Raw genomic sequence first — 15,944 nt, forward strand, 5'->3', positions numbered from 1 at the left:
TCAAAGCGCTCCGATCCAGACAGCCATGGAAACAAGAAACGCACTCATGCATACCAGCGATGCTACATCCTGAACGAAATCGGTCATAATCAGCTCCTGTATCTCTTATGTTCTCAATTTGTTCCATATTTGTTTCAAAGTCAACGCATGTTCGCGCTGCCTTTTTGTGAAGGTTAAGAAAAGGTAATTGCGGGTTTTGCGATCCACAGCGACGTGATCGCCTGTGGATTTAGAGTATGAAGTTTTTCAGCTTCCGGCAGGAAGTTGGATCTTGCCGAGATCGCCTTTGAGAAGCTGATTGAAAGCCTTTGGCTCAAGGCGTCCGGGCTGATGGAACGGATTCGAAAAGGCAAAGATGAAAAACAGGATCACGCCCGAATATATGCCGAATATAGACAGGAGCACGACGTGGGTTCGTGTCGGGCGAAAGACGTAGAACGGGACGGCCACAAGGCACAGACCGATAAGCGCCGGCCCCCAGAACAGACCGCTGAATCCGCCGCCTGCAGTCGCCTCCCGCAATTGCCTGTCGCGCGCCACGGACGTTATCCGCTCGCGCATGCGCTCCGCCAGGAAGCGCTCCCGCTCTGTGGACGGCTCGAGATTGAGGAGCAGCTCATAAACGCCTTGCCACTCGATCCACGCCTGCGCCAGCAACCCCTGATGCTTGCCAAGCGAATCCCACTCTTTCGAAACGACTGTGTTGACGTATTGCGCCAATCCGACTTGCACCGGCGTCACATCCGGCCCGCCATAGCGCCTTATATCGTTGAAGATATCGGAGATGGACACAGCCTCCTCCGTCAGAACGGAGCGGACGCCCTTATAGTCGTCAAGCTCCTGCGCATAGACCAGAGCCAGAATGAGGCCATGAAGGGCTGCAATGCGCACCGCGACCGTGCTGGCCGCATCATGCGTCCTGTCGCCTTCATTACCGGTGCTGAGAAGCTTGCGGGCGAGAAAGTAGCTGCCGAGAACGATCGTCACTGCGATTGCCACGAAGGCAAGCCCGATCAATGCCGACATTATGAAGTCCGACACCGCATTCTCCAATCTGATCGCCCCTCGCAGCGATGATCAGGCTAGCATCGTCTTGCGTAAGGGGAAACGTCGGAAAGGAGCTTTAAACGGCCCGTTTGTCAGAACTGGACGACTTTGCCATCGGACAGCGTGACACGGCGGTCCATGCGCGAGGCAAGCTCATGATTATGCGTGGCAATCAAAGCAGCCAGACCGGACTGCTTTACCAGCGCAGCGAGAGCATCGAACACATAATGTGCCGTAACCGGATCGAGATTGCCTGTCGGCTCGTCGGCCAGCAGAATGAGCGGCGCATTGGCGACCGCGCGCGCAATCGCAACGCGCTGCTGTTCACCGCCGGACAGCTCGGACGGGCGATGCTCGCCGCGCTTGCCGATCTGCATGTAGTCGAGCAGTTGCAAGGCGCGCTCTTTCGCGACGGGTACGGTAAGTCCCTTCACGAGCTGCGGCATCATGATGTTCTCGATGGCCGAGAACTCCGGCAGCAAATGGTGGAACTGATAGACGAAACCGATGTCGTTGCGGCGGATCGCGGTGCGTTCATCATCGGAGAGGCGTCCGCAGGCGCGGCCGCCAAGAATGACGTCACCAGCATCCGGCCGCTCCAGAAGACCGGCCGTATGCAACAGGGTCGATTTACCGGCACCCGATGGCGCGACGAGCGCAACCATTTCGCCGGGAACCAGCGCGAAATCCGCTTTGTTGAGGATGGTCAGCTTGCGCGGACCCTGCACATAGTGCCGCTCAACGCTCTTGAGCTCGATAACCGGTTCGCGGCGCATCATTCGTACCTCAGAGCCTCGACGGGATCGAGCTTTGCGGCACGCCACGCGGGAAACAGCGTCGCGATGAACGACAGGATGAGCGCCATGAGAACGACAGAAAGCGTCTCACCGAAATCCATTCGCGCGGGCAAGCGGCTTAGGAAATAGAGTTCAGGGTTAAACAGAACTGTTCCCGACAGCCAGGAGAAGAACTGGCGGATCGATTCGACGTTCAGACAGACGACGATGCCGAGAGCCACACCTGCCAGTGTGCCGGTCAGGCCGATTGCTGCCCCCGTCATGAGGAAGATGCGCATGACCGCGCCTCTCGTAGCCCCCATGGTTCGCAGAATGGCAATGTCCCTGCCCTTGTCCTTCACAAGCATGATGAGCCCGGAAATGATGTTGAGCGCGGCAACAAGCACGATCAGCGTCAAGATCATGAACATGACGTTCCGCTCGACCTGAAGAGCCGAGAAGAAGGTTTGGTTTCGCTGCCGCCAGTCCGTCAGATAGATTTGCCGCTGCGCCGCCTCCTCGACGGCAGGTTTCAGCCGGTCGACGATATCGGGATTATCGACGAAAATCTCGATGGTCTGGGCGCGGTTCTCCTGATTGAAATAAAGCTGTGCCTCCTGAAGAGGCATGAATACGATCGATTGGTCGTATTCCGACATGCCGACTTCGAAGATCGCCGTCACCTCGTAACCTTTTACGCGCGGGGTCGTGCCAAGCGGCGTCACGTCCCCATCGGGAGAGATGAGCGTTATCATGTCGCCCAGCGCCAGCCCCATATTCTCGGCCATGCGCGTGCCTATAGCGACGCCCTCGCCCTCGTCAAAGCCGACGAGCGAACCCTGCTTGATGTTGTTTGCGACGAGCGAGATTTTTCCCAAATCTGAACCGCGAATACCGCGCACCAGCGCGCCGCTGCCGGCACCGACATTGCCCTGCGCAAGCACCTGACCATCGACCAGCGGAATGGCATATTTCACACCGGCAACACCGTTGATGCGATCGGCAACAGCCGCGTAATCATCCAGCGGCATATCGACCGGCTGCAGGATCAGATGGCCGTTGATACCCAGAATCCGCGTCAGAAGCTCTGCGCGAAAGCCGTTCATCACCGCCATGACAATGATAAGCGTCGCGACGCCAAGCATGATTCCAACAAACGAAATCGACGCAATGACGGAAATCACCGTCTCTTTGCGCTTCGCGCGCAGATAACGCCACGCGACCATGCGTTCGAACGTCGAAAACGGCCCCGCACCGGCAGGCCTTTCCGGCGCAGCAGCAACAGCAGCGGTCGCGGTGTTTGTCATGCAGATTTATCCAGCGAGGCGAGCAAAGCGGAAATCGGCTTCGTGTCACGCTCGCCGGTCGAGCGCCGCTTGACCTCGACTTCGCCTGCGGCCACGCCGCGCGGCCCGACGATGACCTGCCAGGGAACGCCGATCAGATCCGCGGTCGCGAATTTTCCGCCCGCGCGCTGGTCCGTATCGTCATAGAGCACGTCGAGACCGGCAGCTTCATGCGCGGCATAAAGCTCTTCCGAAACGCGGTCGCATTCAGGATCGCCGACTTTCATGTTGATGATGACGACATCGAAGGGCGCGATGGCTTCCGGCCAGATAATGCCGTTCTCATCATGGCTTGCCTCGATGATCGCAGCGATCAGACGCGACGGGCCAATGCCATATGAGCCCATCGAAACGGCATGTTGCTTGCCATCCGGCCCCTGCACGGTCGCGCCCATGGGCTTGGAATACTTGTCGCCGAAATGGAAGATGTGACCGACTTCGATGCCGCGCGCGGAAAGGCGATCGCCTTCGGCAACTTTTTCCCACGCTTCTTCATCGTGCATTTCATCGGTCGCGGCGTAAGGCGTGGTCCAATCCTTCACGATGCCTTCGATCTGCGCATCGTTGGAGAAGTCCGTGTCCGCGCCTGGAACGTCAAGTTCCAGATAATCGCGATGGCAATAGACCTGGCTTTCGCCCGTATCGGCCAGAATGATGAATTCATGGCTGAGATCGCCGCCGATAGGGCCGGTATCGGCGCGCATCGGGATTGCCTTGAGACCCATCCGCGAGAAGGTGCGCAGGTAGGAAACGAACATCCGGTAGTAGGCAGCGCGCGCACCCTCGAAATCCAGATCAAAGGAATAGGCATCCTTCATGAGGAATTCGCGCGAGCGCATGACACCGAAGCGCGGACGCACCTCGTCGCGGAACTTCCACTGAATATGATAGAGGTTGAGCGGCAAATCCTTGTAGGACTTCACATAGGACCGGAAAATCTCCGTGACCATCTCTTCATTGGTCGGGCCGAACAGCATGTCGCGCTCGTGCCTGTCCTTTATGCGCAGCATTTCCTTGCCATACGCATCGTAGCGGCCGCTTTCGCGCCACAAATCCGCGGATTGGATCGTCGGCATGAGGATTTCGAGCGCGCCTGCACGGTCCTGCTCTTCGCGCACGATGCGGCAGATCTTGTCGAGCACACGCTTGCCCAGTGGCAGCCAGGAAAAGCTGCCCGCCCCCTGCTGTCGGATCATGCCGGCACGGAGCATGAGGCGATGCGAGACGATCTCGGCCTCGCGGGGATTTTCTTTCAAGATAGGCAGGAAGTAGCGCGAAAGACGCATGGAATATCCGTAAAAATGCTGAACGCGCCAGAATCGGCGCCAAGGAGTGTTTTTGCACCCGCTTCATAGCCATTTCAAGGCCGCAAGGGAACCCGCAGACGGCGGTTGGTCTACCAATGGAAAATGGTCACCGATCAAGCATATCGTGCAAAACTATTGTGCACTGCAGCACATATTGATGGGATTTAAGGCAAGAATTTTCGTGACATTCCCGAAAAGGTCAGGCTATGTTGTTCTAATAATCGAGAAGGCAGAAGAAAATCTGTCTTCCTACGCGGTCAAAGTCTTGGGAGGATGCGATCTAGGCGCGTTAACACGCCGCCGCCGGACACGGAAAGCAGATCGACGCGTTTAAATTGCAAGGCCTTGTGCCTTGCATTTTTTTTGTGCAATCATCAACTTAGCTGACTAAATTGAGAAACCGCATGACCTTGCGTCATGCGGTTTCAGGCTCAATCGCGGATCGGTATGAAGATCGGAAGATCGTCGATGGTCAGACCAAGACCGCGCGTTACGCCGTAAAAAAGCGCCATGATGATGATCGTGACGATCGTCGTGCGGATAAGCGCCTTGCCCATATGCGGCCTGCCCGGCGCGCTTGCCACCGTTCCCGGCACGACTTCGCCATTTTCTTCCTGCGTGCGCAGTCCGAAAGGCAAAGCGGCAAAAAGCACGATCCACCAGACGACGAACGAGAGTGCGATCAGCGAAATCACTGTCATGGGACGAGACTCCAATCATGCGCCGGACGAACCGGCACGGTAGAGGGCAGCTCAAACCTGTTCGAGTTCGACCAGCGTACCCAGAAAATCCTTCGGATGCAGGAAAAGAACCGGCTTGCCATGCGCGCCGATCTTCGGTTCTCCATCACCCAATATACGCGCACCCGCTGCTTTAAGCCTGTCACGCGACGCAATGATGTCCTCCACTTCGTAGCAGACATGATGCATGCCGCCCGAAGGGTTCTTTTCGAGAAACGCTGCAATCGGCGAGCCCTCGCCCAACGGTTCCAGCAATTCGATCTTGGTGTTTCCGGTTTCGATGAAAACGACCGTCACGCCATGTTCGGGAAGAACCTGCGGCTGGGTTACGCGGGCGCCCAGCGTGTCGCGGTAGATTGCCGTTGCGGCCGTCAGGTCCGGCACGGCGATGGCGACATGATTGAGGCGTCCAAGCATTCCTGCCTCCCGTTCAGTGGCTTCCTTGCCGCTACCGCGTAACAAACACCGTAACGATGGGCTTTTTGCCCCAGACCTCGTTGGCCGATCCGCGCACTGCGCGGCGAACCGCTTCCTGCACAAGATCGAGGTCTTTTCGCCGGGCACGCGGTATGGAGTCTACAGCGCCGATTGCCGCATCCAGCATCAGATCTTCGATGCTGTTACCCCGCGCATCCGTTTCGGCAACGCCGATCGGGACGATATCGGGATCGCCGGCGAGTTCATATTTGTCGTCCAGAACGACATTGACCGCGACGTGACCGGCAAAAGAAAGCTTGCGACGATCCTTGATGCCCATGACCTGATCGTCGCCGATCAGCTTGCCATCCTTGTAGATGCGCCCTACCGGCACCTGATCGATGATCTCGGCAGGCCCCGGCGCAAGCCGCAGCATGTCGCCGTCGCGGATCTGCGCGACTTCGGGCACACCGGCCATGCTGGCAAGCGAACCGTGCGCGACGAGATGCGCCGCCTCGCCGTGAACCGGAACGGCAATGCGCGGGCGGACCCACTCATACATCTTGCGCAATTCGTTGCGGCGCGGATGGCCCGATACGTGAACCAGCGCGTCGCCATCCTCGATGATCTTCATGCCCTGATCGATCAGGAGGTTCTTGATTTCTATGATGGCTTTTTCGTTGCCCGGAATGACGCGCGACGAATAAACGACCGTATCGCCCGGCGACAGCGCGACATTCTTCATCTCGTCACGTGCGAGTTTGGCAAGGGCAGCGCGCGGCTCACCCTGGCTGCCCGTGCAGATGACGACGAGGTTTTCGCGCGGGATGTAACCGTAATCTTCCTCGGAAACGAATTCCGGGAGGCCGTCCATATAACCGAGTTCGCCCGACACATCGATGACGCGTTTTAGCGAGCGGCCGAGCACCAGCACTTGACGTCCGGCATCGCGCGCGGCTTCCGCGATGGAGCGGATGCGCCCGACATTGGACGAGAAGGTGGTGACGGCAACACGGCCCTTGGCCTGTTCGATGACTTCGCGAAGCCCTTTGCCAACCGCCTGTTCGGAAGGTGAATCCCCTTCGCGCATGGCGTTCGTGGAATCGCAGATCAGCGCCAGCACGCCCTTATCGCCGATGGCGCGGAAGCGCGCTTCATCGGTTGCGGGGCCGATGGTTGGCGCGGGATCAATGCGCCAGTCGCCGGTGTGGACGACAGTGCCGGCTGGCGTGGTGATGGCCAGCGACATCGGCTCAGGGATCGAATGGGCAACCGGGATCGCCTCGATCTCGAACGGACCTACCTTAAAGGTCTCGCCTGCCTTGTAGATCGTCACCGGAATTTTGGGCGCGCCGCTTTCCGACTGCCGCTTGGCGTCCAGCAAACCAGCCGCGAAAGGCGTCATCCAGACAGGAGCCTTCAGGCGCGGCCAGAGATCGAGAAGCGCGCCGTAATGGTCTTCATGCGCATGCGTGATGACGATGCCGCGAAGATTGCGCAATTCCTGCTCGATGAAGCGCGTGTCGGGCAGCACCAGATCGACGCCCGGCAGCGTCGCGTCAGGAAAGGTGACGCCGACATCGACGATCATCCATTCGCGGCTGTTGACCGGCCCGTAGCCATAGAGCGCGAAGTTCATTCCGATTTCGCCGACGCCCCCTAGCGGGACGAATACGAGTTCGGCATTTTCGGATTTCGCCATAATAGTTCCTTTTGGCCCGGCGGAAGCCGCGCCTTTGTCTGTCAAACGGCTGCAGCCGAAGCGACTGCGCCAAAATGTACGTCTCCGGCAGTGATCTTTACGATCTCACCTTTATCGTCACGAATGATGAAACGGCAATCCTCGTCTATGGTTTCGAACACGCCGCGCAAGACATTGCCATCGACGCGCACCGCAACCTGGCTGCCGAGGCCGGCTGCGCGCTCAAGCCAGCGGCGGCGGATTTGCTCCAGGCCGGCACCTTCATTCCAGATGCGGCTATTCTCGCTCCAGGCGTCCGAAAGCGCGAGAAACAGCGTTTGCGCGTCGCATTTCGCGCCCATCATCTTCAGTGAGGTCGCGGGATAAGGAACTTCCGATGGATGCGCGACAACATTGACGCCGATACCGATTGCAAGCGCAGCGCGTCCGCCTTCTAGCATTGTCGATTCAAGCAGGATGCCTGCGAGTTTCGAACCATGCGAGAGCACATCGTTCGGCCATTTCAGTTCGAAACGATTGCCATGCGGCCCGCTTCCGCCATCCGGCCCGATGGAAATCCGGCCATCCGGGATGACCGCCGCCAATGCATCGGCCATTGCCAGACCAGCAACGAAACCGAGCGTTGCCGATAGCCGCAAATCGGAGGTCGGCACCAGAAGCAAGGTCGCTGCGAGGTTGCCCTTGGGCGTAACCCATTCGCGCCCTCGCCTGCCGCGCCCGCTTTGCTGGTGGTCGGAAACGATCCAGAGCTTTCCCGGATCGCCTTGGCGCGCGCGCTCCATCGCGATTGCGTTTGTGGAGCTTACCGTGTCGTGCGCTTCGAGGCGAAAGCCTTCCAGAACGGCAGTCGGCGCGAGCGAAAATCCCATCAGAAGAACGTGCTGGCCGCAGCCTGCGCCATCTCGGCTATAGGCCCGCCGAAAAGCACATAGAGCAGCGTAAACGCGCCGGACACGCCAAGTACGAGGCGCAACTCGCCAGCCATCGGCTGGAAGCCGCCGACGGGTTCATCGAACCACATGATCTTGATGATGCGGAGATAGTAGAAAGCACCGACGACGGAGGTCAGGACGCCGATGATCGCCAGCGCGTAGAGATTGGCGTTGATCGCGGCGAGGAAGACGTACCACTTGCCCCAGAACCCGGCGAGCGGCGGAATGCCGGCAAGCGAGAACATCAGGATCGTCATGATCGACGTCATGACCGGGTTGGTGCTTGAAAGACCGGCAAGGTCGCTGATCTGCTCGACATTGCCATCCTTGCGGCGCATGGCGAGGATGAAGGCGAATGTGCCGAGCGTCATCACCAGATAGATGAGCATGTAGATCGCGACGCCGCGAACGCCCGCTTCGGTGTTGGCCGCAAGACCGACCAGTGCGAAGCCCATATGGCCGATGGACGAATAGGCCATCAGACGCTTGATATTCTTCTGGCCGATGGCCGCAAAGGAGCCGAGCGCCATAGAGGCAATTGCGATGAAGACGATGATCTGCTGCCAATCGGCTGCGATCGGCTCGAAGGCGCCCATGGTGACGCGCACCAGCAAAGCCATCGCAGCCATTTTCGGGGCCGCGGCGAAGAAGGCGGTAACCGGCGTCGGCGCGCCTTCATAGACGTCTGGTGTCCACATGTGGAACGGCACAGCCGAAATTTTGAACGCGAGACCGGCAAGCACGAAGACCAGACCGAACACCAGGCCAAGCTGGCGCTCTCCACCCGTAAGGGCTGCGGCAATCGCATCGAAACCGGTGTTGCCCGTGTAGCCGTAAACCAGCGAAATACCGTAGAGCAGCATGCCGGACGACAGCGCGCCGAGCACGAAATACTTCAGGCCTGCCTCCGTCGAGCGGACATTATCACGGTTGATCGACGCCACGACATAGAGCGCCAGCGACTGAAGCTCGAGGCCGACATAAAGCGCCAGCATGTCGTTTGCCGAGATCATCAGCAGCATGCCGAGCGTGGAAAGCATGATCAGGACCGGATATTCGAACTTGTCGAACTTTTCGGCCTTCGCAAAACCCACAGACATGATCAGCGTGACCAGCGAGCCGACGAGCGTCAAAACCTTCATGAAGGTCGCGAACGGATCGGCGATGAATGCACCGCCGAATGCCTTGCCCTCGCCGCCGAACAGCAGAAGCCATGCGCCTGCTCCGAGGAAAACCGCAACGGCCAGACCGGTAACGGTCGTGTTGGCGCGCTCTCCCGAAAAGACGCCGACCATCAACAGAACCAGCGCACCGATGGCGAGGATCAGTTCCGGTGTTGCCAGCGCGAGGCTTGTCTGAAGTTCCGGCGTCATAGGGGCATTCCTGTCAGTTCGCCGCCGCGGTTTGCGCGGCGTCGAGCGATACGGTGATGTTGTTTACCAGCGCCTGTACCGAGGCAGCGGTCGCATCGAGGACCGGAGCCGGATAGACGCCGAAGAAAATAACCAGCACGACCAGCGGATAGATGATCAGCTTTTCGCGGGCGGAAAGGTCGAGCATGCCCTTCAGGCTTTCCTTGGTGAGCGCTCCGAACATGACCTTGCGGTAGAGCCAGAGCGCATAGGCCGCCGAAAGGATGACGCCGGATGCCGCAAACAATGCGACCCAGGTGTTGACCTTGAACACGCCGAACAGCGTCAGGAACTCACCGACGAAGCCGGACGTGCCGGGCAGACCGACATTGGCCATGGTGAAGATCAGGAACACCACCGCATATTTCGGCATGTTGTTGACCAGACCGCCATAGGCCGCGATTTCACGCGTATGCATGCGGTCGTAGACGACACCGACGCAAAGGAACAGCGCGCCGGAAACGAGGCCGTGGCTCAGCATCTGGAATATCGAGCCCTGAATGCCTTCCGGGTTCATCGCGAAGATGCCCATCGTTACATAGCCCATATGCGCGACCGACGAATAAGCGATCAGCTTCTTGATGTCTTCCTGCATCAGCGCGACCAGCGATGTGTAGATGATCGCGATGGCAGAAAGTGCAAAGACGAAGGGCGCGAACATGTCGGACGCAAGCGGGAACATCGGCAGCGAGAAGCGCAGGAAGCCGTAGCCGCCCATCTTCAAGAGGATGCCCGCCAGAATGACCGAACCGGCGGTCGGCGCTTCGACGTGCGCATCCGGCAACCAGGTGTGGACCGGCCACATCGGCATCTTCACCGCGAAGGACGCGAAGAAGGCCAGCCATAGCCATGTCTGCATGTTGGCCGGGAAGTCATACGCAAGCAGCGTCGGGATGTCAGTCGTACCGGCCTGCCAGAACATCGCCATGATGGCGAGCAGCATCAGCACCGAACCGAGCAGCGTGTAGAGGAAGAACTTGAAGCTTGCATAAACGCGGCGCTTGCCGCCCCACACACCGATGATGATGAACATCGGGATCAGGCCTGCTTCGAAGAACACGTAGAACAGCACGATGTCGAGCGCGCAGAACACGCCGATCATCAGCGTTTCCAGAACCAGAAACGCGATCATGTATTCCTTGACGCGCGTGTCGATCGACCTCAGCGATGCGAGGATGCAGAGCGGCATCAGGAAAGTCGTGAGGATGACGAACAGCATCGAAATGCCGTCCACGCCCATATGATACGAAATGCCGGAATCGAGCCAGGCAGCCTTCTCGACCATCTGGAAACCGGGTTCGACATTGTCGAAGCCGATCCAGATGAGCAGCGACAGCAGGAAGGTGAATACCGTGGTCAGCAACGCAACATTACGGATGTTGCGGCGCGCGCCCTCGCCTTCCTCGCGAATGAGCAGGATCAGGAACGCACCGACCAGCGGCAGGAACGTGACCGTAGATAGGATCGGCCAATCAGTCATCAGAAGCTGCTCCCGAGCATCATCCAGGTGACGAGGGCTGCGACGCCGATCAACATGGCAAATGCGTAGTGATAGAGATAACCGCTCTGTAGCTTGACGACGCGGTCTGTAATGTCGATCACGCGCGCCGACACACCGTCCGGCCCGAAGCCGTCGATGACAACGCCGTCACCCTTTTTCCAGAGGAATGTGCCGAGCCACTTGGCCGAGCGCACGAAAAGGAAATCGTAGAGTTCGTCGAAATACCACTTGTTGAGCAGGAAGGCGTACAGCCCGCGATGGCGCGCTGCAATCTCCTTCGGCATTTCCGGCGAGCGGATGTAGAATTTCCACGCCACCGCGAAGCCGATCAGCATCGCAACGAACGGTGCAAGCTTCACCCACAGCGGAACATCGTGGAAGTCGTGCAGGATGTGGTTGCTTTCGAGCGTGAACAGCGCCGTCTTCCAGAAATCCTCATAGTGATGACCGATGAAGTATTCATGGAAAATCACGCCTGCGAACAATGCGCCGACCGCCAGGATGAACAGCGGCACCAGCATGACCGGCGGCGATTCATGCACATGGTGCATGACGTCGGCAGTCGCGCGCGGCTTGCCGTGGAACGTCATGAAAATCAGACGCCATGAGTAGAAGCTGGTGAAGCAGGCGGCGATGACGAGAACTGCGAAGGCGAATCCCGCAACCGCATTGTGGCCGACAAAAGCACCTTCGATGATCGCGTCCTTCGAGAAGAAGCCTGCAGTGCCGATGATCGTGCCCGGAATACCGACGCCAGTCAGCGCGATCGTTCCGATGACCATCATCCAGTAGGTGCTTGGGATCAGCTTGCGTAGACCGCCCATCTTGCGCATGTCCTGCTCGTCAGAAACGGCATGGATGACCGAACCCGAACCAAGGAACAGCAGCGCCTTGAAGAAGGCATGCGTGAACAGATGGAAGATGGCCGCGCTGTAAAAGCCCATGCCGAGCGCCACGAACATATAGCCGAGCTGCGAGCAGGTCGAATAAGCGATGACGCGCTTGATGTCGTTCTGAACAAGACCGACAGTCGCGGCGAAAAATGCCGTGAACGCGCCGATGAAGGTGACGACCGTGAGTGCCGTGACTGACAGCTCGAACACCGGCGACAAGCGCGCCAGCATGAACACGCCGGCGGTGACCATCGTCGCGGCATGGATCAGCGCGGAAACCGGCGTCGGGCCTTCCATGGCGTCCGGCAACCAGGTGTGCAGTGGAACCTGCGCCGACTTGCCCATCGCGCCCATGAACAGCAGCAGGCAGACGACTGTAAGTGCTGCCTGATTGTTCAGCGCGTAGCCAAGGAAGTTCAGTGCGGTATCGGTGCTTTCAGCGGCACCTTCAACAGGAATGAAAGCTGCGACATTGGCAAAGATCGTGTCGAAATTCACCGAGCCGGTCAGCGCGAACAGGCCGAAGATGCCGAGCAGAAACCCGAAATCGCCGACGCGGTTGACGACGAATGCCTTGATGGCGGCAGCACTTGCCGATGGCTTCTTGTACCAGAAGCCGATCAGCAGATAGGACGCGAGGCCTACGCCTTCCCAGCCGAAGAACATCTGGATCAGATTGTCCGACGTCACCAGCATCAGCATGGCGAAGGTGAAGAGCGACAGATATGCGAAGAAGCGCGGCCGATGCGGATCGTGATGCATGTAGCCGATCGAATAGATGTGAACGAGTGCGGAAACCGTGTTCACGACGACGAGCATAACCACCGTCAGCGTGTCGATGCGCAAAGCCCAGTTTGCTTCGAGCGCGCCGGACTGGATGAAGCGCAGCACCGGAACGGTGAACGCCTCCTGCCCGCTAAGGCCGACCATGAAGAACGCGACCCATGACAGGGCCGCAGCAATGACCAGAAAGCCTGACGTGATGTATTCGGACGCTTTCGCGCCGAGCGACGTTCCGAAAAGCCCAACGATCAGGAAGCCGAGAAGCGGCAGGAAGACGATTGCCTGATACATAATCCGCTCAGCCCTTCATCATGTTGACGTCTTCGACCGCGATCGAGCCGCGGTTGCGGAAGAAGACGACGAGTATGGCAAGTCCGATCGCAGCTTCGGCAGCGGCAACCGTCAGCACGAACAGGGCGAACACCTGGCCGACCATATCGCCAAGAGCCGCCGAAAAGGCGACGAAATTGATGTTGACGGCAAGCAGGATCAACTCGACCGACATAAGAATGACGATGACGTTCTTGCGGTTCAGGAAGATGCCGAAAATGCCGATCGTGAAAAGCACGGCCGATAAGGTCAGATAATGTGAGATGCCGACTTCCATCGTCAAATTCCCTTGCCCGTTTCGACTTTTTTGATCTCGATCGCGTTTTCGGGAGTGCGGCTCACCTGCTCCGCGATGCTCTGGCGCTTGACATTGGGCTTGTGGCGCAGCGTCAGCACGATCGCGCCGATCATTGCGACTAGCAGGATCAGGCCCGCGATCTGGAAGATGAAGATGTAGTCCGTATAGAGAATGTCGCCGAGCGCCGCCGTGTTGTGACGCGTCACGATATCAGGCGTCGGCTGCGCAATCGTGTCCGCAAGCTGCGGCGCGAAGGTGTAGCCGCCGACAACGACGATCAGCTCGGCTGCGAGGATCAACCCGACCATCGCGCCAATAGGCGCATATTGAAGAGCGCCCTGCTTCAGCTCGGCAAAATCGACGTCGAGCATCATCACCACGAAAAGGAACAGAACCGCCACCGCGCCGACATAAACGACCAGCAGGATCATCGCCAGGAATTCGGCGCCCGTCAGAAGGAAGAGCCCGGCCGCATTGAAGAAGGTCAGGATCAGATAGAGAACCGAATGAACGGGATTGCGCGCGGAAATGACCATGAAGGCCGATCCGATCGCGATGAAGGCGAAGAGGTAGAAAAATACCGCCTCAAGTCCGTTAAGCATGGGTTCCCCCGGGTTTCCATTTCGGGCCTGCGCATAAGCACTTCGCCCGTTGTCGCTCTGCCCCGCCTCCGGGTTCAAAGCTGCGTGTCCACTTAAACGACGCTTGCGGCGCCGTCCATATTTCTAGCCTTAGCGATACGGTGCATCCAAAGACATATTGCGAGCGATTTCGCGCTCCCAACGGTCGCCATTCGCAAGCAGCCTGTCCTTGTCGTAATAAAGCTCTTCGCGCGTCTCCGTCGCGAATTCGAAATTCGGTCCCTCGACGATGGCGTCCACCGGGCAGGCTTCCTGACAGAAGCCACAATAGATGCACTTCACCATGTCGATGTCGTAACGCACCGTGCGGCGCGTGCCGTCGTTGCGGCGCGGGCCAGCTTCGATGGTGATCGCCTGCGCCGGGCAGATCGCTTCGCACAGCTTGCAGGCAATGCAGCGCTCTTCGCCGTTCGGATAGCGGCGCAAAGCATGCTCGCCACGGAAGCGCGGGCTGATCGGGCCTTTTTCGTGCGGGTAGTTGATCGTTTCCTTCGGCGCAAAGAACTGGCGCATCGAAAGGAAGAACGCTCCCACGAATTCTTTAAGAAGCAGCGATTTTGCAGCCTGGGCTAACGCCGACATCATTATTCTCCAGCAAACAGCGGGCCAACGAAGTAGCCCACGATCGGGAGAAGCACGAACTGGCTCACTCCCGTAACATTCAACACTTTTTTCGTCTCGGGCAGATCGACCCGCGAAGCCAGAAGCCGCAGCAGTGCAAAATCCACCACAGCGATAACCAGCCCCACAAGCGCGCCGATCAGGCCCGCAGACATTATGCCATTCCCGTGAATTTCAGGAACGCAGCAGTTGCCACGACCATGAACAGCGAGATCGGCAGAAACACTTTCCAGCCAAGACGCATGAGCTGGTCGTAGCGGTAGCGCGGCACGAACGCCTTGACGATCGAGAACATGAAGAAGCCGAGGCAGACCTTCAGCACGAACCAGATGACGCCCGGAACCCAGGTGAACGGCGCGAAATCGAACGGAGGCAGCCAGCCACCCATGAACAGGATCGCCATCAGCGCGCACATCAGAACGATCGCGACATACTCGCCGAGGAAGAACAGCAGGAACGGCGTCGACGAATATTCGATCATGTGACCGGCGACGAGTTCCGACTCGGCCTCGACCAGATCGAAAGGCGGCCTGTTCGTTTCCGCCAGCGCGGAAATGAAGAAGATCACGAACATCGGAAACAGCACCAGCCAATGCCAGTCGAGGAACGAATTCGGCAGGCCCATCATGGTTCCGAGACCGTCGCGCTGTGCCAGAACGATGTCGGTGAGATTGAGCGAACCGACGCAGAGCAGCACGGTTACGATCACGAAGCCGATGGAAACCTCATAGGAAACCATCTGTGCAGCCGAACGCAGCGCGCCGAGGAACGGGTATTTCGAGTTCGATGCCCAGCCGCCCATGATGACGCCGTAGACCTCGAGCGAGGAAATGGCGAACACGTAGAGAATGCCGACATTGATATTGGCGATCGCCCAGCCTTCATTGACCGGAATGACCGCCCATGTGGCGATGGCCAGAACCGCAGAAACCAGCGGGGCAAGCAGGAACACGCCCTTGTTCGCGCCCGATGGAATGATCGGCTCTTTGAAGACGAACTTCAAAAGATCGGCAAAGGACTGCAAAAGGCCGAAAGGACCGACGACGTTCGGGCCACGGCGAAGCTGCACGGCAGCCCAGATCTTGCGATCCGCGTAAAGCAAGAAGGCGATGACGACCAGCAGGATGACGATCAGCGCAACCGACTTCGCAAGAATGATCAGCGCGGGCAGAACGTAAAAGGAGAAGAAAGAATCCAT

16 protein-coding genes are annotated in these 15,944 nt (G+C 58.6%); all 16 read right to left on the reverse strand.

The features are described from left to right. Positions 1 to 246: 246 nt before the first annotated feature. Entirely contained in the window at positions 247 to 1,041 is a 795-nt protein-coding gene (locus ABFT80_RS11200; RefSeq protein WP_347971990.1) for a bestrophin-like domain, read from the reverse strand. A 98-nt stretch (positions 1,042 to 1,139) separates the two neighbouring features. After that, a complete protein-coding gene (locus tag ABFT80_RS11205) occupies positions 1,140 to 1,823 on the reverse strand; it encodes an ABC transporter ATP-binding protein (protein ID WP_347972213.1) in 684 nt (227 codons plus the stop codon). Beyond that, complete coding sequence (locus ABFT80_RS11210) at positions 1,823 to 3,130, reverse strand: lipoprotein-releasing ABC transporter permease subunit (protein ID WP_347971991.1); 1,308 nt, start codon at positions 3,128 to 3,130, stop codon at positions 1,823 to 1,825. Before ABFT80_RS11210 ends, ABFT80_RS11205 begins: the two co-directional genes overlap by 1 nt. Continuing rightward, positions 3,127 to 4,455 (reverse strand): proline--tRNA ligase, encoded by a 1,329-nt coding sequence (gene proS, locus ABFT80_RS11215; protein WP_347971992.1) that lies wholly within the window; start codon positions 4,453 to 4,455, stop codon positions 3,127 to 3,129. Before proS ends, ABFT80_RS11210 begins: the two co-directional genes overlap by 4 nt. Positions 4,456 to 4,907: 452 nt before the next feature. After that, complete coding sequence (locus ABFT80_RS11220; protein WP_347971993.1) at positions 4,908 to 5,177, reverse strand: DUF1467 family protein; 270 nt, start codon at positions 5,175 to 5,177, stop codon at positions 4,908 to 4,910. Positions 5,178 to 5,228: 51 nt separating this feature from the next. Continuing rightward, entirely contained in the window at positions 5,229 to 5,633 is a 405-nt protein-coding gene (gene mce, locus ABFT80_RS11225; RefSeq protein ID WP_347971994.1) for a methylmalonyl-CoA epimerase, read from the reverse strand. A 31-nt stretch (positions 5,634 to 5,664) separates the two neighbouring features. Next, entirely contained in the window at positions 5,665 to 7,335 is a 1,671-nt protein-coding gene (locus ABFT80_RS11230) for a ribonuclease J (protein ID WP_347971995.1), read from the reverse strand. A gap of 41 nt (positions 7,336 to 7,376) precedes the next feature. Then, positions 7,377 to 8,204, reverse strand: a complete 828-nt coding sequence (locus ABFT80_RS11235; RefSeq protein ID WP_347971996.1) for a biotin--[acetyl-CoA-carboxylase] ligase — start codon at positions 8,202 to 8,204, stop codon at positions 7,377 to 7,379. After that, entirely contained in the window at positions 8,204 to 9,640 is a 1,437-nt protein-coding gene (nuoN, locus tag ABFT80_RS11240) for an NADH-quinone oxidoreductase subunit NuoN (protein WP_347971997.1), read from the reverse strand. The genes ABFT80_RS11235 and nuoN overlap by 1 nt, the downstream gene beginning before the upstream one ends. A 13-nt stretch (positions 9,641 to 9,653) precedes the next feature. Then, entirely contained in the window at positions 9,654 to 11,159 is a 1,506-nt protein-coding gene (locus tag ABFT80_RS11245) for an NADH-quinone oxidoreductase subunit M (protein ID WP_347971998.1), read from the reverse strand. Continuing rightward, positions 11,159 to 13,147, reverse strand: coding sequence for an NADH-quinone oxidoreductase subunit L (gene nuoL / locus ABFT80_RS11250; RefSeq protein ID WP_347972000.1), 1,989 nt, complete (start codon positions 13,145 to 13,147; stop codon positions 11,159 to 11,161). The genes ABFT80_RS11245 and nuoL overlap by 1 nt, the downstream gene beginning before the upstream one ends. A 7-nt stretch (positions 13,148 to 13,154) precedes the next feature. Further along, positions 13,155 to 13,463, reverse strand: coding sequence for an NADH-quinone oxidoreductase subunit NuoK (gene nuoK / locus ABFT80_RS11255; RefSeq protein ID WP_347972001.1), 309 nt, complete (start codon positions 13,461 to 13,463; stop codon positions 13,155 to 13,157). A gap of 2 nt (positions 13,464 to 13,465) precedes the next feature. Beyond that, positions 13,466 to 14,086, reverse strand: a complete 621-nt coding sequence (locus ABFT80_RS11260; protein ID WP_347972002.1) for an NADH-quinone oxidoreductase subunit J — start codon at positions 14,084 to 14,086, stop codon at positions 13,466 to 13,468. Positions 14,087 to 14,215: 129 nt separating this feature from the next. Then, a complete protein-coding gene (gene nuoI / locus ABFT80_RS11265) occupies positions 14,216 to 14,707 on the reverse strand; it encodes an NADH-quinone oxidoreductase subunit NuoI (protein WP_347972003.1) in 492 nt (163 codons plus the stop codon). Positions 14,708 to 14,709: 2 nt separating this feature from the next. Then, positions 14,710 to 14,901, reverse strand: coding sequence for a hypothetical protein (locus ABFT80_RS11270; protein WP_347972004.1), 192 nt, complete (start codon positions 14,899 to 14,901; stop codon positions 14,710 to 14,712). Further along, positions 14,901 to 15,944, reverse strand: a complete 1,044-nt coding sequence (gene nuoH / locus ABFT80_RS11275; protein ID WP_347972005.1) for an NADH-quinone oxidoreductase subunit NuoH — start codon at positions 15,942 to 15,944, stop codon at positions 14,901 to 14,903. Before nuoH ends, ABFT80_RS11270 begins: the two co-directional genes overlap by 1 nt.

Origin of the sequence: Foliimonas ilicis, assembly GCF_039939195.1 — a bacterium.
GTDB classification, from domain to species: Bacteria; Pseudomonadota; Alphaproteobacteria; order Rhizobiales; family Rhizobiaceae; genus Foliimonas; species Foliimonas ilicis.

What these genes read in the sequence shown, in the direction of transcription:
- ABFT80_RS11205 (WP_347972213.1), bottom strand. Translation starts at nt 1,823, where the DNA reads ATGCGCCGCGAACCGGTTATCGAGCTCAAGAGCGTTGAGCGGCACTAT.
- ABFT80_RS11210 (WP_347971991.1), bottom strand. Translation starts at nt 3,130, where the DNA reads ATGACAAACACCGCGACCGCTGCTGTTGCTGCTGCGCCGGAAAGGCCT.
- proS (WP_347971992.1), bottom strand. Translation starts at nt 4,455, where the DNA reads ATGCGTCTTTCGCGCTACTTCCTGCCTATCTTGAAAGAAAATCCCCGC.
- ABFT80_RS11220 (WP_347971993.1), bottom strand. Translation starts at nt 5,177, where the DNA reads ATGACAGTGATTTCGCTGATCGCACTCTCGTTCGTCGTCTGGTGGATC.
- mce (WP_347971994.1), bottom strand. Translation starts at nt 5,633, where the DNA reads ATGCTTGGACGCCTCAATCATGTCGCCATCGCCGTGCCGGACCTGACG.
- ABFT80_RS11230 (WP_347971995.1), bottom strand. Translation starts at nt 7,335, where the DNA reads ATGGCGAAATCCGAAAATGCCGAACTCGTATTCGTCCCGCTAGGGGGC.
- ABFT80_RS11235 (WP_347971996.1), bottom strand. Translation starts at nt 8,204, where the DNA reads ATGGGATTTTCGCTCGCGCCGACTGCCGTTCTGGAAGGCTTTCGCCTC.
- nuoN (WP_347971997.1), bottom strand. Translation starts at nt 9,640, where the DNA reads ATGACGCCGGAACTTCAGACAAGCCTCGCGCTGGCAACACCGGAACTG.
- ABFT80_RS11245 (WP_347971998.1), bottom strand. Translation starts at nt 11,159, where the DNA reads ATGACTGATTGGCCGATCCTATCTACGGTCACGTTCCTGCCGCTGGTC.
- nuoL (WP_347972000.1), bottom strand. Translation starts at nt 13,147, where the DNA reads ATGTATCAGGCAATCGTCTTCCTGCCGCTTCTCGGCTTCCTGATCGTT.
- nuoK (WP_347972001.1), bottom strand. Translation starts at nt 13,463, where the DNA reads ATGGAAGTCGGCATCTCACATTATCTGACCTTATCGGCCGTGCTTTTC.
- ABFT80_RS11260 (WP_347972002.1), bottom strand. Translation starts at nt 14,086, where the DNA reads ATGCTTAACGGACTTGAGGCGGTATTTTTCTACCTCTTCGCCTTCATC.
- nuoI (WP_347972003.1), bottom strand. Translation starts at nt 14,707, where the DNA reads ATGTCGGCGTTAGCCCAGGCTGCAAAATCGCTGCTTCTTAAAGAATTC.
- ABFT80_RS11270 (WP_347972004.1), bottom strand. Translation starts at nt 14,901, where the DNA reads ATGTCTGCGGGCCTGATCGGCGCGCTTGTGGGGCTGGTTATCGCTGTG.
- nuoH (WP_347972005.1), bottom strand. Translation starts at nt 15,944, where the DNA reads ATGGATTCTTTCTTCTCCTTTTACGTTCTGCCCGCGCTGATCATTCTT.